20 protein-coding genes and 1 pseudogene are annotated in these 20399 nt (G+C 73.2%); 9 read left to right on the forward strand and 12 right to left on the reverse strand.

The window, feature by feature from the left end:
• Positions 1-15: 15 nt before the first annotated feature.
• A pseudogene (locus tag ABT160_RS09210) lies at positions 16-672 on the reverse strand (GNAT family N-acetyltransferase); the annotation flags it as partial.
• A 353-nt stretch (positions 673-1025) separates the two neighbouring features.
• Between ABT160_RS09210 and ABT160_RS09215 the strand changes: the two are divergent.
• From ABT160_RS09215 to ABT160_RS09245, 7 genes are all read left to right on the forward strand, one after another.
• Positions 1026-1568 carry an LURP-one-related family protein gene (locus ABT160_RS09215; protein ID WP_351645834.1) on the forward strand — a complete coding sequence of 181 codons (543 nt, stop codon included), beginning with the start codon at positions 1026-1028 and terminating at the stop codon, positions 1566-1568.
• A gap of 140 nt (positions 1569-1708) precedes the next feature.
• Positions 1709-3898 (forward strand): TerD family protein, encoded by a 2190-nt coding sequence (locus ABT160_RS09220; RefSeq protein WP_351645533.1) that lies wholly within the window; start codon positions 1709-1711, stop codon positions 3896-3898.
• Between the two features lie 655 nt (positions 3899-4553).
• On the forward strand, positions 4554-4697 hold the full coding sequence (locus ABT160_RS09225; protein ID WP_351645536.1) for a hypothetical protein: 144 nt from the start codon (positions 4554-4556) through the stop codon (positions 4695-4697).
• 49 nt (positions 4698-4746) lie between these two features.
• Positions 4747-5772: a helix-turn-helix domain-containing protein gene (locus ABT160_RS09230; protein WP_351645538.1), complete on the forward strand. Its 1026-nt coding sequence runs from the start codon at positions 4747-4749 to the stop codon at positions 5770-5772.
• Positions 5773-5848: 76 nt separating this feature from the next.
• A complete protein-coding gene (locus ABT160_RS09235) occupies positions 5849-6298 on the forward strand; it encodes a MarR family winged helix-turn-helix transcriptional regulator (RefSeq protein WP_351645541.1) in 450 nt (149 codons plus the stop codon).
• 95 nt (positions 6299-6393) lie between these two features.
• Positions 6394-7737 (forward strand): MFS transporter, encoded by a 1344-nt coding sequence (locus ABT160_RS09240; protein WP_502984190.1) that lies wholly within the window; start codon positions 6394-6396, stop codon positions 7735-7737.
• A gap of 107 nt (positions 7738-7844) precedes the next feature.
• Complete coding sequence (locus ABT160_RS09245) at positions 7845-8429, forward strand: hydrolase (protein WP_351645546.1); 585 nt, start codon at positions 7845-7847, stop codon at positions 8427-8429.
• A gap of 208 nt (positions 8430-8637) precedes the next feature.
• Here the strand turns inward: ABT160_RS09245 and ABT160_RS09250 are convergent, their stop codons facing one another.
• From ABT160_RS09250 to ABT160_RS09270, 5 genes are all read right to left on the reverse strand, one after another.
• Positions 8638-9531: an SGNH/GDSL hydrolase family protein gene (locus ABT160_RS09250; RefSeq protein WP_351645548.1), complete on the reverse strand. Its 894-nt coding sequence runs from the start codon at positions 9529-9531 to the stop codon at positions 8638-8640.
• A 772-nt stretch (positions 9532-10303) separates the two neighbouring features.
• On the reverse strand, positions 10304-11506 hold the full coding sequence (locus ABT160_RS09255) for a cytochrome P450 (RefSeq protein ID WP_351645551.1): 1203 nt from the start codon (positions 11504-11506) through the stop codon (positions 10304-10306).
• A gap of 183 nt (positions 11507-11689) precedes the next feature.
• Positions 11690-12328 (reverse strand): hypothetical protein, encoded by a 639-nt coding sequence (locus ABT160_RS09260; RefSeq protein ID WP_351645554.1) that lies wholly within the window; start codon positions 12326-12328, stop codon positions 11690-11692.
• A gap of 75 nt (positions 12329-12403) precedes the next feature.
• Entirely contained in the window at positions 12404-13465 is a 1062-nt protein-coding gene (locus tag ABT160_RS09265) for a hypothetical protein (RefSeq protein WP_351645557.1), read from the reverse strand.
• A complete protein-coding gene (locus ABT160_RS09270; RefSeq protein ID WP_351645560.1) occupies positions 13462-13806 on the reverse strand; it encodes a PadR family transcriptional regulator in 345 nt (114 codons plus the stop codon). Before ABT160_RS09270 ends, ABT160_RS09265 begins: the two co-directional genes overlap by 4 nt.
• A 191-nt stretch (positions 13807-13997) precedes the next feature.
• On the opposite strand from ABT160_RS09270, the gene ABT160_RS09275 reads away from it, so the two are divergent.
• The gene (locus ABT160_RS09275; protein ID WP_351645563.1) at positions 13998-15152 is read left to right on the forward strand and encodes an FAD-dependent oxidoreductase; all 1155 of its coding nucleotides are present in this window, start codon (positions 13998-14000) and stop codon (positions 15150-15152) included.
• Positions 15153-15204: 52 nt separating this feature from the next.
• On the opposite strand, the gene ABT160_RS09280 is transcribed toward ABT160_RS09275, so the two are convergent.
• Positions 15205-15750: a GNAT family N-acetyltransferase gene (locus ABT160_RS09280; protein ID WP_351645566.1), complete on the reverse strand. Its 546-nt coding sequence runs from the start codon at positions 15748-15750 to the stop codon at positions 15205-15207.
• Between the two features lie 118 nt (positions 15751-15868).
• Positions 15869-16063: an antitoxin gene (locus ABT160_RS09285; protein WP_351645569.1), complete on the reverse strand. Its 195-nt coding sequence runs from the start codon at positions 16061-16063 to the stop codon at positions 15869-15871.
• Between the two features lie 178 nt (positions 16064-16241).
• On the opposite strand from ABT160_RS09285, the gene ABT160_RS09290 reads away from it, so the two are divergent.
• Positions 16242-16505, forward strand: coding sequence for a GlsB/YeaQ/YmgE family stress response membrane protein (locus ABT160_RS09290; RefSeq protein ID WP_351645571.1), 264 nt, complete (start codon positions 16242-16244; stop codon positions 16503-16505).
• A 123-nt stretch (positions 16506-16628) separates the two neighbouring features.
• Here ABT160_RS09290 and ABT160_RS09295 read toward each other — a convergent pair whose 3' ends face one another.
• The 4 genes from ABT160_RS09295 to ABT160_RS09310 all read right to left on the reverse strand — a co-directional run bounded on the left by ABT160_RS09295 (position 16629) and on the right by ABT160_RS09310 (position 20179).
• Complete coding sequence (locus tag ABT160_RS09295) at positions 16629-17552, reverse strand: M56 family metallopeptidase (protein WP_351645573.1); 924 nt, start codon at positions 17550-17552, stop codon at positions 16629-16631.
• Positions 17553-17560: 8 nt separating this feature from the next.
• A complete protein-coding gene (locus tag ABT160_RS09300; RefSeq protein ID WP_351645576.1) occupies positions 17561-17956 on the reverse strand; it encodes a BlaI/MecI/CopY family transcriptional regulator in 396 nt (131 codons plus the stop codon).
• Positions 17957-18116: 160 nt separating this feature from the next.
• Positions 18117-19112: an aminoglycoside phosphotransferase family protein gene (locus tag ABT160_RS09305; protein ID WP_351645579.1), complete on the reverse strand. Its 996-nt coding sequence runs from the start codon at positions 19110-19112 to the stop codon at positions 18117-18119.
• A 515-nt stretch (positions 19113-19627) separates the two neighbouring features.
• Positions 19628-20179, reverse strand: coding sequence for a response regulator (locus ABT160_RS09310; protein ID WP_351645582.1), 552 nt, complete (start codon positions 20177-20179; stop codon positions 19628-19630).
• Between the last annotated feature and the right edge of the window lie 220 nt (positions 20180-20399).

The raw sequence follows: 20399 nt of genomic DNA on the forward strand, positions 1-20399 counted from the left end.
CTATCCCCGGGAGATTCAGAGCGCGGGCGTGATGTGCTTCTCGAACCAGTGGTCGGCGTAGACCTCTTCGTTGAACGCCTCGACCTCCTGGAAGCCGAACGCGTGGTACAGCCCGATCGCCGCGTGGAGTGCCTTGTTGGTGTCGAGGCGCAGGAGTTCGCGCCCCTCGTGCACCGCTCGCGCCTCCAACTCGACGAGGAACCGGCGCCCGAGGCCGAGGCCGCGTACGCGAGGCGCGACCCACATGCGTTTGATCTCGGCGACCTTGCTGTCGGGCGGCAGCTTGAGGCCGGCGCACCCGACGGGTTCTCCGTGGAGCCGCGCCACGAGGAACTGCCCACGCGACGGACGCAGGTCGCCCGCGTCGGGGAGCAGGCTGCGGTCTGGATCGAAGCCCGTGTCGAATCGCTCCTGGGGTTCGGTGAAGTAGGCGTGCAAGCAGTGGCGCCCGTCGGGGTGGTCCGGATCGAGGGCGTCCAGCGTGGCGGTGCCCGCGGTCAGCAGGCGTTCGACCTCCGCCATCGCCCTGACGAGCCGGGCGCGCTGCCCCGGGTTGAGCGGGTCGAGGAGGGACGCGGCGACGGCGTCGCTGTCACTGTCGAGCACGGCGCGCTCCGCGAGCCCGGCGTCGGTGAGGCGGACGGTGCGGACGCGCTTGTCATCGGGATATGGGTGAAGGGAAAGCCAGAAGCGGATCCCGAAGTTCCGAGGGCCCGGCGCTCCGGAGGCCTGAGGGTCCGGAGCTCGAAGGTCCGGCGCTCCGGCGTTCCGGCCGTGGGCAGACGTAGACGATCGTCGCGGCAAGGAACAACTTTCGTCAGACGCGGGCTCGGCCCGGCGCCGGAGATCATCGAGCATCGGCAAGTCCTCTCACGATCGCGGGGCGGGAAAACACCATGAAGAAGTCGATGGATCAGGCAGGGAAGGCAGGGGGCTCGGCGGCCCGCGCGGCAGCCCAGGGCAGCGGCCCGGCCGCGGCGCTGGCTTCGGAGCGGCGGTTCCTCATCCGGCAGCGGATCACGCCCATGGCCAACCGGTACGTGGTCTGCACGGAGCGTCCGGACAGGAGCGAGGGGGAGGTCGTCGCCTTCGCGCACCAGAAGAGGATGGCGCTCAAGGAGCTGATCACCTTCTACACCGACGAGTCGCAGCGCGAGGTGCTCTTCACGTTCAAGGCGCGGCAGGTGCTGGACCTTGGCGCGACGTACGACGTACTGGACGCGGCCGGGACGCCGATAGGCCAGTTCCGCAAGGACTTCCGCGCCTCTCTGGCGCGCTCGACCTGGCACCTGCGCCAGGCGGGCGCATCGGCCGAGACGACCGGCGTGGAGCGCAACGTGGCGGTGGCCGTGGTGCGGCGGGTGTGGGACTTCCTGCCGCTGGTGGACTTCCTTCCGTTCGCCTGGCCGTACCACTTCGACTTCAAGGAAGGCGATCGACCCGTCATGACCCTCAACAAGCGTCTGGGCATACGCGACCGGTACGTGCTGGACATCGAGGCGCCGGGGCTGGACCGTCGGCTCGCGATAGCCCAGGCGGTCGCGCTCGACGCACTCCAGTCGCGCTGACGCGGACAGGAGACGGGGCCGGGACCTGGCGGGGCCCCGGGGGAGGTCAGGCAGGCAGTGCTGGCCGCGGCGCGGTGATGGTCCGGGCAAAGAACCACCGAACTTGAAGGAGTGATCCATTCCGGCAGATCCTTACGTCCATGACCACCCGCTCCCCCGCCTCCGACCTGGCGCGACCCAAGATTCCGAGTCCGTCGTACGCTCCCGACAACGCCCGTGGCTGGGCGCTCGTGGACGTCGAGACCTCCGGGCTGATCGCCCGCCGGGACCGGGTCCTCTCGGTCGCCGTCGTGACGATCGGGCCTGACGGGGAGCAGACGGACGAGTTCTCGACGCTCCTCGACCCGGGCTGCGACCCCGGGCCGGTGGAAGTGCACGGGCTCACCTCGGAGGTGCTGGCCGGGGCGCCGATGTTCCCGGAGGTGGCGGAGCGGCTCGGGGCGATGCTGCGGGACCGGGTGTTCGTGGCTCACAACGCGCAGTTCGACTACGACTTCCTGGCACACGAGTTCGCGCGGGCCCGGCTGTTCCTCCCCGTCGCCCAAAGGCTGTGCACGCTGGCGCTCAACCGGCAGCTGGACCCCCCGACCGAGGACATGCGGCTGGGCACGCTGGCCGCCCACTACGGCGTCCCGCAGGCCAAGGCGCACGACGCGCTCGACGACACCCGGGTGCTCGCGGGGATCTTCCGGGCCACGCTGAGGGAGGCGGCCCGCCTGGACCTTCCATTGCCGCTGGTGGCCTGCCCGCCGCGCCAGGACGTGCAGTTCGCGCCCAGTCCGCCGAAGACGCCGTGCGCGTATCGCAACCCGGGGCGGCTGGAGCGGGGTGAGCCGCTGGTCCAGGGGATGAAGGTGGCGGTCACCGGAGCGACCTCGACGGCGCGCGCCGAGTTGGTGGCGCGGGCGGTCGGGGCGGGGCTGAACGTGATGTCGACGGTGAGCAGGCATACCAGCGTGCTGGTCACCAACGACCTCGCGTCCGGCTCGGCGAAGGCGAGGCGTGCGGTGGACGAGGGTGTGCCGGTGGTCGACGAGCGGGAGTTCCTCGGGCTCCTGGAGGACGTACGGGACGGGGTGCCGCACGCGGCGCCGAAGACGCAGGGAAGTCCGGTGGGGCGGAGGGAAGGAGTGCCGACTGCGGTGGGCGTTGGTGGCTCTACCAGTGCTGATCCCGACTCCGCGTTCGCCGCTTCCGTTCCTTGCGCCCTCTCTCCCGCCTCCAGCGCCGCTGCCGCCCCGGTTGCCTCCGTCGACGCCGCCGCCTCGACCGTCTCCGCGGACGCCTCGTCGGTCGCCGTCGGTGCTGTCGCCGGTGTCGCCTCCATAGCCACTTCCGATTCCTCTTCTCCCACTTCTCACGCTTCGCGAAAGCCCGGAGTGTCAGGCTCTTCCGTGCCTCTGGCGGGGCGGCGGATCCTGGTCCTCGGCGGGATCCATGCGGAGGCGGCCGCCGCGCGCGGCCGGGTGGTCGCGCTGGGCGGGTCCGCCGCCGTGAACCTCTCGCGCAGTGTCACGGACGTCGTGGTGCTGCCGGGCGGCGAGGAGGACCGCCGTATGCGCCGGATCACTGACCTCGGGATCGCCGTGCACGACGAAGACTGGCTCTCTGACCCCACCGCTTCGACCATCCCCAACCTGGACCTGTCCAGCGCCCCGACGGCCGAAGTACCGACCGCTCAGGTCCCTACCGCCGAAGGCCCGACCGCATCAGCCGGTCTCAGGGACACCGTGCCGCTGCCTTCCACCGGGGCGGCGGATGCGGTGGGCGTGGGGGCGCGTGGTGCGGTGCCGCAGGTGTTGCCGCGGGGTGGTGTGGTCGATCTGCCCGCGCCGCCGTCGGGTACGCCCCCGGTCCCGTGGCACATCACGGCGACCTGGGCGCCGCAGGGGCGGTGCGAGATCGATGTGGTCGCGTTCGTGCTGGACGAGGACGGGCAGGTGATGTTCGACGAGGACTTCGTGTTCTACGGGGCTCCGGAGAATCCCGGGGGCACGGTGCGGCTGCTCACCGACGGGCCGGCCGAGCAGAGCATCGCCCTCGATCTCGCCTCTCTGCCGCCCGCCTCGCGGCGGGTCGTGGTGGCGGCGGCGATCGACGGGGACGTCACGTTCGGGGAGGTCGGAGCGGTGCAGGTGGCGGCCGCGCCGGGAGCGGGTGCCGCGGTGCTGGCGCGGGCCACGCTGGACGCGGCGACGACCGAGCGGACGCTGCTGCTGGCCGAGGTGTACCGGCGGGGTCCGGTCTGGCGCTTCCGCGCGGTGGGCCAGGGGTACGAGGACTCCTTGGCCACGCTCGCCCGGGGTTACGGCGTCGATGTGGCGGACTGACGGGGCGCGGAGCGGTGGTCGAAGCCGTGGCGGGGGCTGGTGCGGGAGTTGGCGCACGGGTCGGCGTCGTACGGAACCAGTCAGGGCCGCGCCCGAAGCGGTGCGGCCCTGTGGTGGGCGGCGCGCTGGAACACGTCCCCCGAGTTCCCTGTTCCACGGTGCAGCCATGACGCCAGGGATGCCTCGCCGGTGACGGCGAAAGCGGCGTTGTGGCGAGGGTCGCAAACCCAGGCCCCTCGGGGCAACGGGATGTGGACGCAATTGCATCAATCTTGTCGGCGCACACCCGTGACCTGCTGCTTCCGCAGGGGTTCCGGCGCCGAGGGCCAGGGTTCTCCTCCGCGAAGCCACCGTGGCGTGGACGTTGCCGCATCAACGGCGCCCGAGCGCCGAGAACGGATTGTGAGGCCGCCTGACGTGGTGGGAGGATCAGCCGCGAGTCCGGGGGCGCCGGGTCTGGAAGCCCGCCCCGCGCTCGTGGTGCAGCCATGAAGCGTGCGCGGTCGCAACGCGCACCCGCCTGAACAGGGAATTCCTCATGCGTAGCCTTCCTCCATCTTCTTCGTTCTCCTCGTCTTCCTCGCCATCCCCCCGCCATCCGTTAACTCCCGGGCGTCCGGGGTCACTTCGGCCCGTCGAGGCGATCATCGTCATCGTGGTGATCACCGGCGCGGTCGTCCTGGCCGCGCTGGGACTGCCCCTGGTGGGGATCGGCGAATTCCTCGCCGCCGCCGTCTACTTGGCCGTCCGGGGCGTACTGGCACTGCGCACGCCCGAGACGCGCGACGCGACGGGCTGAACTCGTGGGACGGTCTGAGAAGCCCGTCCGCGGTGGGACCCGCCAAGCGGTGACGCTGGCGCTGTGGCTGCGGGCCCAGCGCCGGCGTTCCGGTCTGACGTACCAGCAGATGGCGTCCCGTACGGGCCACTTGGTCACCGCGACCGTGCTGTCACGGGCGGCGGCCGGCGCACCGGTGCCCACCTGGCGCACCGTCCAGGCGTACGCCGTCGCCTGCGAAGCCGACCAGGGGCGGGCCCGTGAGCTCTGGAAGGCCGCCCGCCACGCCCGGCAGCGCACCCTGAGCCAGGAGGCGGCAGAGGACGAGGACCGGCAGGACCTCGACTTGGTCGACCGGCTCAACCGGGCCTTGAGCCATCCTGAATTCGTGGACAACTTCGCCCAGTTGAGGCGGGCGATGGTGCAGCTCAGGGCGCGCGAGGGCCAGCCGTCGCTCGCCGAGCTGCAGCGCCGGGCGGGCCCGGGTCCGGACGGGAAACCGGTGCTGCCCAAGAGCAGCCTGTCGGCGTTCCTCAGCGGCCAGACGGTGCCGCTGCGCCGCCACATCACGGCGCTGACGCGCGCACTCGGGGCGTCGGAGTGGAAGGTGGCCGAGTGGGAGCGGGCCTGGGACCGCATCAGCGGCCAGCGGCCCATCCCGCCGCGCCCCACCCGGCCGCGACCGGGAGCGGCAAGCGGTCCGGGCGGCCGTACCAGCGGACCTCGCACGCGCACGGACGCACGCGCGCTGCCGCGCGCGGCGGACCCGGCTCAGCGGACCCCGCCGCGCGCCGAGGCGGCTCCGCGCCGGGTGGGCGGCCCGCAGAAGGCACTGAGCAGCGGCGGTCTCACGCCGGCCGGGCTGCCGATGCGGCGGCCGCGACAGCGTTCGGGGGACCAGGAGTGGTACGTGACGTACCGCGCCTACCCCACGCCCGCGGGCCAGAGCGCGGCGGACCGGCCCGGGCACGGCGGTCCGATCGTGCTGACGATCCCGCCGTGGACCGACCCGCACGGCGCGGAGATCGCCCTGCGGGCGGCGGCGCGCGAGCGGAAGGCGATGCGGGACCGGAATTTCGCCCCGTCCGGTGAGTGACCTCCCACCGATATGGACAGTCCGGACTGCACACCCTGAGTTGCACAGCCTGGGCTGTCTATCTATGGTGGAGGTCATGAGTGAGCGACACGACGAGATCTCCGAGACCGCCGCGCAGGCGGCCGGTGAGGTGTGGGTGGTCATCAGCCGGCTGGTGCGCCGGCTGAGGGAGACCGCGCCCGCCGGGGACATGTCGGCCGCGCAGGCTTCCGTACTCGTACGACTGTCCAAGAGCGGTCCGGCTTCCGCCAGCGAGCTGGCCGCCGCCGAGCGGGTGCGCCCGCAGTCGATGGCGAAGACGGTCGCCGGGCTGGAGGAGGCGGGGTACGTCGAGCGCCACCCCGACCCCGAGGACGGCCGCCGTCAGCTGGTGACGCTCACCGACCTGGGCCGCGAGCGGCGCCTGGACGACCGGCGCGCCCGGCAGGCCTGGCTGGCCCGCGCCCTGCAGGAGCGCGCCACCGAGGAGCAGCTCAAGGACGTGATCGCGGCGATGGCGCTGCTGGACGAGGTGGCGCAGTCATGAGCCTTCGGGGCGACCCCGCGAGCGACACGGCCCCGCACATAGCGGCCGCGCCCGCCCCCGGACCGACGGGCTTCAACCGCAAGCTCATCGCGCCGATGATCCTCGGCTCGGTCCTCAACCCCATCAACTCGTCGATGCTCGCCGTCGCGCTGATCCCGATCGGCCGCGCCTTCGACGCGCCGCCGTCCCAGACGGCCTGGCTGGTGTCGGGCCTGTATCTGGCGACCGCCGTCGGCCAGCCCGTGATCGGCCGACTCGTCGACACGTACGGACCCCGGCGGCTCTACCTCATCGGTACGGGACTGGTCGGGCTGGCCGGTCTGCTCGGCGTCCTCGCTCCGACGCTCGGCGTCCTGATCGTCTCGCGCGTGCTGCTCGGCTTCGGCACGTCCGCCGCGTACCCGGCCTCGATGAAGCTGCTGCGCACGGAAGCGGACCGCACCGGGACGAAGAGCCCGAGCGGGATCCTCTCCACGCTCTCGATCGCCAACCAGGTGACGGCCGTGCTCGGCCCGACGCTGGGCGGCCTGCTGATCGGGGCGGGCAGCTGGCACCTGATCTTCGCCGTGAACATCCCGCTCTCCGCGACCTGCCTGGTGCTCGGCGCCCGCCGCCTCCCCCGCCGTCCCACGTCGCCCGAGGGCCGGGAGCAGGAGGCGGTCGGCCGGGTGGACGTGCCGGGGATGGTGCTGTTCGCGGGCATGCTGACGGCGTTCCTGCTGTTCCTGATGAGCCCCGGCGTGGACGACCTGTACCTGCCGGTGGTCGCGCTGGTGCTGGGCGCGGTGTTCGTACGGAGGGAGCTGCGGGTCGAGGAGCCCTTCATCGACCTCCGGGTACTGGGCGGGAACGGGCCCCTACTCGCCACGTACGGACGGCAGTTGCTCGCGTACACCGTCTCGTACGCCTTCCTGTACGGCTTCACCCAGTGGCTCGAACAGGGCCGCGGCCTCGGCGCCTCCGCCGCGGGACTGCTGCTCCTCCCGATGTCGCTGGCCGCGATCGCGGTCACGGCGCTGACGGGACGGAACCCGCGGGTGCGCGGGAAGCTGATCACCGGGAGCCTCGTCCAACTCCTTTCGGTGAGCTGCCTGTTGATCCTCACCTCGTCCAGCCCGCTGTGGCTGCTGGCACTCGTCGGGATCGTCGTCGGGGTGCCGCAGGGCCTGAACGGGCTCGCGAACCAGAACGCCCTGTACGCCCAGGCCGACCCGGCGCGGATGGGCTCGTCGGCCGGACTCCTGCGTACGTTCATGTACTTGGGGGCGATGTTCGCCTCGGCGGCCACCGCGGCGTTCTTCGCGGACGGCGCCACCACCGGCGGCCTGCACGGCCTGGGGTGGCTGCTCCTCGGCATCACGGTGCTGTCGCTGACCGCGGTGACCGCGGACCGCTCGCTGTCACGCGTGGGCAGGGACGACGCGCTCGCAGGGCGGTGACCAGTCCCCTCGTCCCTTGATCTCCTCTGACCTCTGATCCGCTTCCCCTCCACGACGTTCATCGAGAAAGCAACAAGGCAACAAAGCAAGAAAGGCAGTACGACACCATGTCCGTGACCGCACTGGACCCGAAGACCGCCCTCGTCGCGATCGACCTGCAGAACGGCATCCTCGCCGCCCCCGGCACCCCGCTCCCCACCTCCGACGCGCTGGACCGCACGGTCGAACTGGCCGATGCGTTCCGGGCGAAGGGCCTGCCCGTGGTGCTGGTGCGCGTGAGCTTCGCCGCGGACGGCGCCGACGCGCTGCCCGGTCGTACGGAGGCTCAGCGCGCCGCCCGCAGCATGCCCGAGGGCTGGGACCGGATCGCCGACGCCCTGGCCGGGCACCCCGAGGACATCACGGTGACCAAGCGCAACTGGGGCGCGTTCCACGGCACCGGCCTCGACGTGCAGCTGCGCCGTCGCGGCATCACCCAGATCGTGCTGACGGGCGTGGCGACGAGCATCGGCGTGGAGTCCACGGCGCGCGCCGCCTACGAGCACGGCTACCACGTCACGGTCGCCACGGACGCGGTGACGGACCTGGACGCGGGCGCCCACCACAACAGCCTGACCAAGATCTTCCCGCGCCTGGGCGAGACCGGCACCACGGCGGAGATCCTGGAACTGCTGGGCAAGACGCACGCGTAACCGCTCCCCGCGGTGAGGCCGCGGGACCAGCGAGGCGGAGGTGAGAGCCCTCGCCGGGCGCCCCTGTGGCGGCCGGCGAGGGCTCTCGCGCATGCGGACCCGCGTCACATGCGGACCCGTGTCACGGGCAGACTCCTGTCAGGTGCGGTCCCGCGTGAGGTGCGGACTCCTGTCACATGAGGACCCGACTCACATGAGGACGTGCGCGTCAGAGGACGGGCAGGAACGCCTGGGCGAGGAGGTCGTGGCCGCTGGTGTTCGGGTGGATGTCGCGCAGTGGGCCGCAGGTGAAGGTCAGGGCGCAGAGCCTGGCGACATTGGTCGGCACCTTGCCCAGGCCAGGTGCGTCAACCTCCGGAAGGAAGGACGTCGAGGAGAAGGCGGACGCGAAGTCGGCGATGTCGAAGTGCTGTTGGGTGAGACGCCGCGTCACCACGTCGTTGAAGGCGGTCTGTACTCCGGTGGACTGGAACGCGGTGGTCTGCCCGGCGGGACCGGCGAGCCAGGCGGCCAGGAACGGGTTGAAGGAGTTGGCGCCGGCGAGGCTGGTCGATGCGGAGGCCGCGGAGTTGAGGGCGGTGGCGATGCGGTTGACGTTGGTGTCCACCTTCTTCAGCGCCGCGAGGCTGCAGGCCGTGTCGATACCGGTGTCGGTGGCGCAGCCGCCGATGTCGTTGCCGCCGATGTTGAGGGAGAGGTAGCGCACCCGGGAGCCGTTCTGGGCCAGGAAGTCGACGGCCTTGGCGAGTTGGGGGACGGTGGCGCCGCTGCGGTCGAGGTAGACGCACAGCCCGCCGTCGATCATGGTCTGGGTGGTCTCACCGGTGCAACCGAGCCTGATGTGGCGGAGGTTGGGGTCGCTCTTCTTCAGCTGTGCGAAGACCCTGTCGGGGTAGGCCTGGTCGGTCTCGGTGCCGGTGTCGGGCTGGAAGCCGGAGGCGAGGGAGTCGCCGAGGGAGACGTAGTAGGTGGGGGTGGCCGTGGTGGCGGTGGCAGGGGCACCGGCCGCGGTGGCGGCACCGGCGCTCGCGCCCGAGCACAGGGCGACGACGAGGCCGAGGACGGCGGACACCACGGCGGGCGAACGGAGAGATCGACGCATGGGGACTCCCTGTTGCAGGTGGGCGTTGCAGGTGGGTGTTGCAGGTGGTTTCGTCGGATGGCTGTTTGGGTGTGGGCGAGACCCCGGGCGCCGGGGCTGAGGCACTCGGGCGCTGAGGCCCCGGGGCTCGCTGCTGGTGCCGAGTCGTGTCGCGCGTATGCACGGACGGGAGCGGCCCGAGTTCAAGCGGGGGAAGGAGAATTCCGCGCGGGGTACGCGTGCGAGCGGCGTCGGTGTCGCACCGAACCCGCGCACAGGCGGGCCCGTGTCACTCGCCGAGAGGGCGCCGCCACATCCGCGTGCGCGTGCGCAGCCCTCACGAAGGGGGACCACCGTGTTCAAGGACCGCCCCGCGCCCCGCCGTCGAGGCCTCGCACTGGCCGTCTGCGCGGGGGCCGCACTGCTCGTGATGTCGGTGGCGGATGCCGAGCCGACTCAGGACCTCCGCCTGGCTGCGACGACGCCGACGGCGTCCGTACGAATCTCGGATCCGCTCACACCACCCTCGGACCCGCTCGCACAACGTCAGACTCGATCAGACCCGCCGGCCGTGAGCTCTCTGACCGCGGGCTCCCTGACCGTGGGCGCCGTTGCCGTGAGGCACGCGCGAGCGGACACCGCGGAACCGGCCGACACCACCCAAGTGAGCCCGCTGCGGCGCTTCTTGATGATCTGCACGGTGGTCCTGATGGGCGCCAGCGCGCTGGTGCTCCTGCTCGCGTTCCTCGTGAGGAGCACATCGCGTGCCGGTACGGCCCCCGCGCCCTCCCGTTCACCACTCCACCGGCAACTCCCGCAGGCCGTTCGCCAGTTTGTCGTTGCGCCAGCTCAGCGCGTGCGGGTCCGTCGCGGGGCGTAGGGAGGGGAAGCGGTCCAGGAGTGCGCCGAGGGCCGTCGTCAGCTCCAGTCTCGCGAGGGACGCGCCGATGCAGACGTGCGGCCCGTGGCCGAACGTGATGTGCGCCGGTCCCTTGCGCGTGATGTCGAAGCGGTCCGGGTCCGGGAAGCGCGACGGGTCCCTGTTCGCGGCGAACGGCAGCGGCATGACCCCCTCGCCCTTACTGATCCGTACGCCACTCAGGTCGAAGTCCTCGCGTGCGCTCATCACCAGGAACATCGGGGACTGCGGCTGGTAGCGCAGGATCTCCTCGACCGCTCCGGCGAGCAGCGTGCGGTCGGCTCGCAGGGCCGCGAGTTGGGCCGGGTTGAGGAACAGACGCCACACTCCGGCGCCGATCGCGTTCGCCGTCGTCTCCGTGCCCGCCACCAGCACCATCATCGCCAGGTGCCCGACCTCCGCGTCGGTGAGGCGGTCGTCGGCCTCCTGGGCGCTCAGCCAACCGCTGATCAGGTCGTCGCCCGGGCGCCGCCTCTTCTCCTCCACCCGCTCCGCCAGGTACGCCTGGAGCTCTTGGTGCGCCGTCTCCATCCGCTGCCTGCTGACGCCCGTCAGCGTGACCACCGTGTCCGCCCAGGCGCCGAAGCGCGGGCGGTCCTCCGCCGCCACTCCCAGCAGGTCGCAGACGACCCTCGCGGGCAGCGCGTCGCCGAGGTGCGCGACGAGGTCGGCGGGCGGGCCCGCCTTCTCCATCGCGTCCAGGAGGTCGTTCGTCGTCCGCTGGATGCGCGAGCGCATCAGCTCCACCCGTTGCGGTGTGAACGCGCGCGTCGCCAGCCGGCGCAGACCCGCCTGGTCCGGGCCGTCGGCCTGGAGCGTGCGGTGGTCACGCGGCGTGGCGATGCCCGCGTCGCCCGCCTTGGGGCCCTCGTGGTCCACCTGGCGCGCCAGCAAGGGGTGTTGAAGGGCGGCGCGCACCTCCTCGTACCCCTGGACCAGCCACACGTCGTCCCCGCCGGGGAGCCGCACCCGGGCCACCGGGGCGTCCGGCAGTCGTACCGGATCGCCCCTGAACTCCTCGCCCGGGTAGTGGAATACGCCCGGGAATGCGCCCGGGTGCTGGAATGCGTTCGTCAACTCGTGGTCTCCCCATCGTTCCCGGTCTCGCGCCGTCCGTCGCGCGCGCGTACGCGCGTGGACATGGCGCGCATGTACGTCAACGTCGGCACGGAACCGGGAGGAGGGTGGTTCATCCCACAAGGCACGCAAGGCGCCCCAGGCGCGTGAGACACGCAAGGCACGCCGGGCGCGTGAGGCGCGTCAGAGCCGCTGCGGTGCCGGCGAGCCCTCCGTGAGCTTCGTTTCGTTGGCGCACTCCAGCTTCGCGGCCACCGATCGGGCCGCCGCGTTCAACACGTCGATCTCGGCGGCCCGTTGGGTGGCCGTCCCCTCGTCCCGTACGCCGCCCAGTTCCGCCACCACGATCGTGTCCTGCGCGCTGCCCTCCGGGCGGCAGCGGAAGTGGATCCTGGCCAGCAGGCCCGAGGCCTCGGCCCGCTCCCCCGTGGCGAAGTACGCGTACGGCTCTCCCTGGCGGGCCGTCGGGACGGTCACGTCCCGGTGGAAGTCGATCGCCAGGGCCTGCTTGCCGTCCGCGGCCCTCGTCATGCGGCAGTACGCCGCCCCTTCCTCCGGGCCCTTCGTACGGTCCTTGAGGAGGGTCAGCGTGTCCGCCTCCCGGTACTCGTCCTTGAACTCACCCTTTCCCACCAGGGTGTTGAGCGCGGGCACGTCCTTCGCGAAGCCTCCGCAGGCCTGCGCCGCCGCCTTCGCCCCGGCGTTGCCTGCGCTTCCGGCACTCCCGTCCTCACCGCCGCTCGCCGAGCAACCCGCCGTCGCGGTCAGTGCGGCCATCGCCGCGGGGACGACGAGCATCTTCCAGTTCCAGCTGGTTCGCATCTCACTCTTCACGTCGTGGGGACATGGTGCGGGCCGGGCCACGGCGCCGGGGGTACGCGCGGCCCGCCCCGCACCCTAGCGATCCGCGATCTTCCCCTCGACACCACCACCGCGCTGCCGTCGCACCGAGGCGAGCGTCCGCCGGGCGTCCCGGACCCCGGTGAACGCCAGCGCCAGGACGAGCAGCGACAGGACGGCGGTCTCGGCCGGCCACCCCACGGCCACGGCGGCGGGCAGCCCCGGCTGGGACGCGACCGGCAGGACCGTCGCCCAGACGGCGAGCACGGAGGCGCCGAGGGCGGCAAGGGCGAGCGGGAGCGCGGCGGACGAGGAGCCGCTCCGCAGGACGCGTACGACGAGGGCCCCGGCCCCCACGGCGATGACGGCCGCACCGCTCACTCCGTACGCCTCCAGGCTCAGCGGCAGCAGTGCGCCCGCCGCGCCCGAGAGCACGCACAGACCCATCAGCGCCAGGCCGGGCGGGACCAACGGCAGCGGGGTCGACGCCGCGTCCTCGTGGAAGCCGCACGCCACGGCGGCCACCGTCAGCCAGCACACGAGGGCCGTCACGACGGCGAGGTCGCTGACCGGACCGGTGTACGAGGGCGAGAAGAGCTGGTAGCCGAGGGTGAGCAGGGTCGGCAGCGCGGCGACGGCGGAGAGCCGGGCCGCCGCGCGCCTCCGGTCGCGGACGAGCGCGAGGTAGGCCCCCGCCCAGGCGAACGGCAGCGCCCAGGCCAGGACTTGGAGCGCGGCGGAGACGAATCCGCCGCCGAACGCGCCGAGCGCGACCTGGCGGTCGAGGGTGGCCGCGCCGCTGAACCAGGCGAGGGACAGGGCGCGTTGGGACAGTACGGTCGCGGCCTGGAGCAGCACGCCGAGGAGCGCGAACAGACGCACCGCCTCGCCGAGCACGGCGTAGCGCGCCGGGGCTCCGGCGCCGCCGAGACGGGTGCGCACGGCGAGCGCGAGGACGCTGACGACCTCGCCGGTGCTGGGCCGGGCCTCGTCCCGCACGTCCTCCGGCACTCCGTGCAGGAACGCCTCGACCATCTCGTCCTCGCGCTCCGCGCGGTAGTACGCGGGCAGGACCCGCAGCACGCTGCGGTAGCGCTGCTCGACGAGGGTGACGCTCATGCGGTGCCGCCCGCGAGTCCGGGGCGCCCGGGGGCGCGGGGGGCGGCGAGCCGCTCGGAGACGGTGCGGGCGCTGGACGCCATGCGCGCGGCCTCGGCCGACAGGGCGGCCTCGCCCGCGTCGAGGATGCGGTAGTAGCGCCGCAGCCTCCCCTGGTGGACCTCTTCGCGGTCGAGGGCGATGAGCCCGTCGGCGGTGAGGCGGTCGAGGACGCCGTAGAGGGTGCCGACGCGCAGCTGGACGTCGCCCTCGGAGAGTGCGTCGACCTCCTGGAGGATCCCGTAACCGTGCCGGGGCTCGTCCACGAGGGCGGCCAGCACGAAGAAGGCGGCTTGGGTCATGCCTCTGGTCACCATGGGAGCCAAGATACTCCGTGAGCCGATATATATCGAGTGTCGGCACGACAGGATGCGTTGCCGCCCATGACTCCTCCCGCAAGAACAGACGAACTTGTTCGCTACGAACATGTTCGTTACTGTCGGCGGGTCCAGCCCTGAGAGGTCCCACCCACCCCTCGATTGCGAGCCCCGCCATGGCCGACTCCCTCACCGCCCCGCACCACCCCGTCGTCATCGTCGGCGCCGGTCTCGGCGGACTCACCCTCGCCCGCGTGCTGCACGTCCACGGCATCCGCGCCCTCGTCCTCGACCTGGACGCCTCCGCCGGGTCCCGGGCCCAGGGCGGCATGCTCGACATCCACGAGGAGAGCGGCCAGGCCGCCCTGCGCGAGGCCGGGCTGCACCGGGACTTCCTCGCCGAGGTCCATCCCGGAGGCCAGGCCCTGCGGGTGCTCGACCGGGACGCGCGCGTACGCCTCGACGAGGCCGACGACGGGTCGGGCGACCGGCCCGAGATCGACCGGGGCGACCTGCGCGCCCTGCTCCTCCGCTCGCTCCCCGACGGCACGATTCGCTGGGGCGCCAGGGTCGCCCGGGTCCGCGCGCTCGGCCGGGGCCGCCATGAGGTGGTGCTCGCCGACGGGTCCGTCCTCACCACGGGCCTGCTGGTCGGCGCCGACGGCGCGTGGTCGCGGGTGCGGCCCCTGCTGTCCGGCGCCGCACCCGAGTACACCGGCGTCTCGTTCGTCGAGCTCGACCTGCACCGCGCCGACGCCCGGCACCCCGAGTGCGCGCGGCTGATCGGCGGCGGCATGTTCTTCGCGCTGGGCGAGGACAAGGGGTTCCTCGCGCACCGCGAGACCGACGGCTCCCTGCACGTGTACGTCGCGCTGCGCACCCCGGAACACGCGCTGGCTGCCGTCGACTTCGGCGATGCGGGCGCGGCGAAGGCGGCCGTACTGGAGTACTTCTACGGCTGGGCCCCCGAGCTGCGGCGCCTGGTCGCCGACGCCGACGGGCCGCTGGTTCCGCGCGCGATCCACGCACTGCCGGTCGGCCACCGCTGGGAGCGCGTGCCGGGCGTGACGCTGCTCGGTGACGCGGCGCACCTGATGTCGCCGTTCGCCGGGGAGGGCGCCAACCTCGCGATGATCGACGGCGCGGACCTGGGCCGCTGCCTGGCCGCGCACCCCGGCGACACGGAGGCTGCGCTGGCGGCCTACGAGGCTCTGATGTTCCCGCGCGCCGAGGAGAAGGCCGGGGAGTCCGCGCAGGGCCTTGAGATGATCTTCCACGCGGACGCCCCGGAGCCGCTCCTGGCGATGTTCGCGGGGCACGAGGAGCAGTGACCGACGTGCGGTGTCGTCACATCACGTACGGCCCAAGGAGTATGACGGGGCGTCAGGCGATCAGCCGCCAGTACACGTCCACGCCGGTGCTCCCCGGCGTCTCCTGACCCCACGGCACGAGCACGCGCGCCACCTCCGTGAACCCCAGGCGCCGGGCGACCGCGCCGCTGGCGTGGTTGGCCTGGTCGTGGTGTATCTCGATGCGCTCCACGTACGGGAGGCGGCGCCCGGCGTCCACCAGTGCCGCCGCCGCCATCGTGGCCAGGCCCCGGCCCGTCCAGGACCGGTGCAGCCAGTAGCCGATGTCCAGGCCGCCGGGCGCGGCGGTGCGCATCAGCGCGCAGCTGCCGACCGTCTCGCCGTCGCAGCGGATGGCGTACAGGTAGGCGTGGCCGGCCGCCCACTGCTCCTCGCACCAGGCGAGGAACGCCTCCCCCTGGCGCCGGTCGTGCCCGGCCACGAACGGCATCGTCGGCAGCAGGTGGTCGCGGGACTCGGTGATCAGGCGGTCCAGTGGCCCGATGTGGAAGGGCCGCCAGCGGCGCAGTTCGACCTGGCCGTGGCGCAGGATGTCGGCGGGACGCTGCGTGGTGTCCATGACGGGATGCTGCCGCAGGCGGGCGGTACCGGCAAGAACCGGACCGTTCAGGCCAATTGACCGACAACGGCCACCCGGAACCTGGAGGGATGCCGGGGTGACGCCGGGTGACGGATCGTCAGTTCTTCTTGCCCAGGCGCTCGATCATGTCCTGCGCCTTGTCGACCCCGGTGTCGATCTTCTCGCTGTACTTGCCGCCGGTCTTGTCGTCGACCAGGTCGCCGACCTTCTCGAGGCCGCCGGAGATCTTGTCGCCGTGGGTCTCGGCGAGCTCTTCGGCCTTCTGCTTCAGGTTCTTCAGGGCGTCGAACATCGGGGGCCTCTCTGGTGGTGCGGACCGGGGCCGGGCGGGCGGCGGGCACGCTCAGCGACTTCTACATAACTGTAGAGTACCGATCACCGCGCGCGGCGCGTGACCTCGCTTCCTCGGGGCACCCTCACCATGACACCGCGCGACACGCGGCGGTGCACCTCAGCCAGGAGGAGCAGGGATGGAGATCTCCGGCGTCATCAGCGCGATCGTGATCGGCATCGTCATCGGCATCCTGGGCCGGCTTGCCCTGCCGGGCCGCCAGCACATCGGCGTGCTCTGGACCATCCTCGTCGGCATCGTCGCCGCGTTCATCGGCAGCGCGATCGCCGCGGCGTTCGGCGTGGCGGACACCAAGGGCGTCGACTGGATCGAGTGGCTCATCCAGATCGCCCTGGCCGCCATCGGCGTCGCCGCCCTGGAAAGGTTCAAGTCCCGCAACTGAGACACCCGTTGACCGAGCGATCCGTTGACCGAGCAATCCGTTGACCGGATGACTCGGTGCACCGTTCACCGAGCGACCCGTTCGCGACGACAGACCGCGCCGACCCCGTCCGCCGTTCCCCGGCTACAGCGGGGTCGCCGCGTGCAGGATCGTGAACAGGGTCACCGCCGAGTTGGCCGACGACAGGGCCGACGCCCCCGTGCCCGCCGCCGCGAGGCCCAGCGCCGTCCACGTCCGCGTCCAGGAGCGCCCGGTCGGGGCCGGGGCCAGGAGCGCGGCCACCCGGCGCGGCACCGGGCCCGCCATGGCGAAGCCCGCGAGCGTGGCGACCGGGGCGCCCCGCGAGATCAGCGCGGCCCTGCCGATCGCCCGGGCCACCGTGCGGCGGCTGCCCACCACGGACGCGGCCTCCTCGTCGGCCCAGCGCTCGGCGGTGTAGGCGACGGAGGTCCGCAGGGGCCGCAGGAACGGGTTGGCGCGCGCCGCCAGGTCCACCAGCAGCAGGTGGCGGTGGTGGCGGCCCGTCAGATGGGCCCGCTCGTGCGCGAACAGGGCGCGGCGCTCGGCGGACGCCAGGCCCGCCAGCATCCCGGCGCTCACCACGACCCGGCCGCGGCCGGGGCCGCCGGGCAACGCGTAGGCGTACGGGGCGGGTTCGGGCAGTACGGCGACGGGCCCGGGCGGCAGGGCGGCCAGGGCGCGGCGGGCCCGCAGGCGCACCCGGACGTGCCGCCACGCGGAGGCGGCGCAGGCGGCCACGACCGCGAGCAGGGCCGGGATCGCGACCCGGCCCGCCACCTCGTCGTAGGGCACGGCGGCCCGTACCTCCGGGTCCGACCAGCCGTCGGGGAGCGGGTTGCCCGGCAGTTGGGCCGTGCCGACGACCACCAGCAGGGCCAGGCACAGGGTGCTGCACACGGCGAGGACCGCGGCGACGGCCGTCAGCAGGCGGGTCGCGGTGCGCGGGTGCAGGCGGTTCTCGGCGAGCCGGGCCACCGGCCAGGCGCTCAGGGGCAGGACGAACGGCAGGAAGACGAACAGGCCCATGGGTGTCGTCAGTCCTCCGGTTCGTCCCCGGCCTGCGCCAGCAGGTCCCGCAGCAGTCGCTCGTCGCTCTCGGAGAGGGTGGTGACGAAGCTGGCCAGGACGGCGCCCCGGTCGGTCTCCGCGTCGAGCACCCGGCGCATGCGCAGGGCGGCCAGGCCGGCCTCGTCGGTGACGGGCGTCCACACGAAGGAGCGTCCCGAGCGCTCGCGGGTGACCAGGCCCTTGGCGTGCAGCCGGGTCAGGATGGTGATGACGGTGGTGTACGCGAGCCCGGTGCCGAGCCGCTCCTGCACCCAGGCCACGTTGACCGGTCCCGGCGCTCCGCCGAGCGCGGTGAGCACCTGGGCCTCCAGCTCGCCCTGACCGCGCCTGCGGGGCCCGCCGCCCGTGCCGCCCTCCACCATGCGCCGGCCTCCCGTCCGTCTCCCGGCGTCCGCTGCCGCCTCGTCCCCCGCGCCCCGCCGTCGCGGCGCGGCGGCCCATCGTACCCGCGCGCCCACCGCCGCCGGTCCGTCCGTGGGCGGGCGCCCCACGGCCGCGCGGGGAGCGGGTGTGCCGCGCGGCTCAGGAGGGCTCCCGCAGCAGTTGGCGCAGCCAGTTCGCGGTGGCCTCGTCGCCCGCGGTGGTGTCCGCGCCCGGGAAGAGCCGGCCCCAGGAGACGGCGCGGCCCAGGGCGCCCAGGCGGCAGGCCAGGTCGGCCGCGCGGCGCAGTCCGGCGGCCGTCGCGCCGGTGTCCGTCCAGGGTTCCAGGTAGGCGTCGCGCAGGCGCTCGCGCGCCCCTTCCCCGTACACCTCCACCGCGAAGCGGACCGGGACCAGCAGGCTCATGAAGGGGTGCGAGACGGCGGCGTCGCCCCAGTCGAAGAACGTGTACCGGCCCGGCTCCGGGCGGAACAGCTGGCCGGGGTGCAGGTCCGAGTGGTCCAGGCAGTCGCCGATGCCGATCGCCGCCAGTTCCCCGCTCCACTCCACGAGGCGCGGGCGCAGCCCTTCGAGGGCGCGTCGGTCCTCGGCGGACAGGGCGCGGGCTCCCGCGAGGACGCGGTCGAAGAGCTCCGGCAGGTCGGCCGTCCGGGCGCCGGGGACGCCGAGTTCCTCCATCGCGCGCGCGTGCGGCAGGAGGGCGCGCTGCAGGTGCGCGTACTGGCGCAGGTACGCCTCCCAGTCCCCCTGGCCGGCCTCGCCGCGCTCGATGAGCGTCCCCAGCGTCTCGCCGCCGTCGGGCAGCAGCGTCCAGCCGCGGGCGGGGTCCACGGCGAGCGGTGTCAGGACGTGTTCGGGGACCCAGCGCGCCAGGGCCTCGCCGAGCGGGCTCTCGAAGGCGCTCGCGGGCGGGTTCGCCTTGAACCAGACCGGTGCCGCGCCCTCCACCGGGACGCTGACCAGCACCGACCACGGGCGCAGCCGGACGCGCCAGGGGCCCGGGGCGCGCAGCCCGTGCGCGGTGAGCCCGCGCGCGATCCAGTCGCGGACCTCCGCGCGCCAGCCGGGGTCCTCCCAGGGCGTCCTGGCGTCGGGGTGGTCGCCGCGGTCGACGTCGGCGGCCGTGTCGGTGTGCATCGCGCCATCCCAGCACCGCGCGTGGGCCCCCGCCACCTCATTTCGGCGTCCGCACGCCACACGGGTGGGCCGCCGGTCACCCCGCTGGGTACCGGCGGCCCCATCCCGTGCCGTCCTCCGCGCGCGCCGGGCGCCGTGCGGCGGCCGGGCGCGGAAGGACCCCTCGCGCGGCGGCCGTCCCTTCGGGCGCACGTCCCCACGCGCACCGGCGACGGTCGCCACCTGCCCGGGTCGGGTGCCCCTGCCCGTACGGTTCACACCCCCCGGCGCGTGAGGGGGACCTGTACGGGGGCCGTGCACGGGAACGAGACGTCCGGCGTGCTTAGTTCCGGCCACCGAGGGCACACGTCCGCCAGCGTGACGGACCGGCGCGCCGTTCGGCGCGTGCCGCACGCGCCGTGAAGACCTTCCCGGCGCCCCGCCGAACAGGGGCCCAGCGCCTCTGAGCGCCGGGCGGGAGCGGACCCGGTCGCCCCGCGGCCTGCCCTCGGGGTGACCGGGTTCCGTGCGACCCGTCAGGGCGTGCTGCGGGGCTGGGCCGGCACCGGGCCCGGGCCGCCGCGGCGGGCGCGGACGTACAGGTCGGCCAGGACGCGCACCTGGGCGCGCAGGGCCCAGGGGTCGACCGGCTTGAGCAGGAAGCCCGCGGCTCCGAGGTGGCAGGCCCGCTCGGCGAGGCCGTCGTCGCGGCCGACCCCCGTCACGAGGACGACCGGCAGGTGGCGGGTCTGGTCCAGGCCCCTCAGGTAGTGCAGGACCCGCAGGCCGTCCAGGTCGGGCATGACGAAGTCCAGGACCATCACGGCGACCGGCTTGCGCAGCACGGTGCGCAGGGCCTGTTCGCCGTTGGAGGCGCGCCAGACCGGGCGGCCGAGGACGGAGAGGATCTGTTCCAGGGCGAAGAGGTTGTCCTCGTGGTCGTCGACGATCAGCACGCCGTACCCGTCGGGCTCCTCGGTCTCCTCCGGATGGCGGCGTGCCCGGTCGACGCCCCGTGCGGAGGCGTGCGGAGGAGCGCTCGTGGTGGCGTCGAACAGACCCGGTCGCGGGGTCGGGGACATGGTCATCAACTACCTCAGCGGCGCACTGCTCGGGAAGGACCACCCGCCAAGGGGGACGTACGAGGGCGGGTGTGGGTTGTGGGCCGCTGCCTGACCGGTCAACCGGCCGTCACCCTATCCACTCCGGGCCCGCGGGACGTTCTCCTTGACCGGAGTGTTCCCTTCCCTGGGCGCTTCACAGGGGCGATATCCGGCCGTCTGTCGTACCCGTGCGCCGGTGGCGCGC

It is taken from the genome of Streptomyces sp. NPDC001941, from assembly GCF_040296945.1.
Taxonomy (GTDB): Bacteria; Actinomycetota; Actinomycetes; order Streptomycetales; family Streptomycetaceae; genus Streptomyces.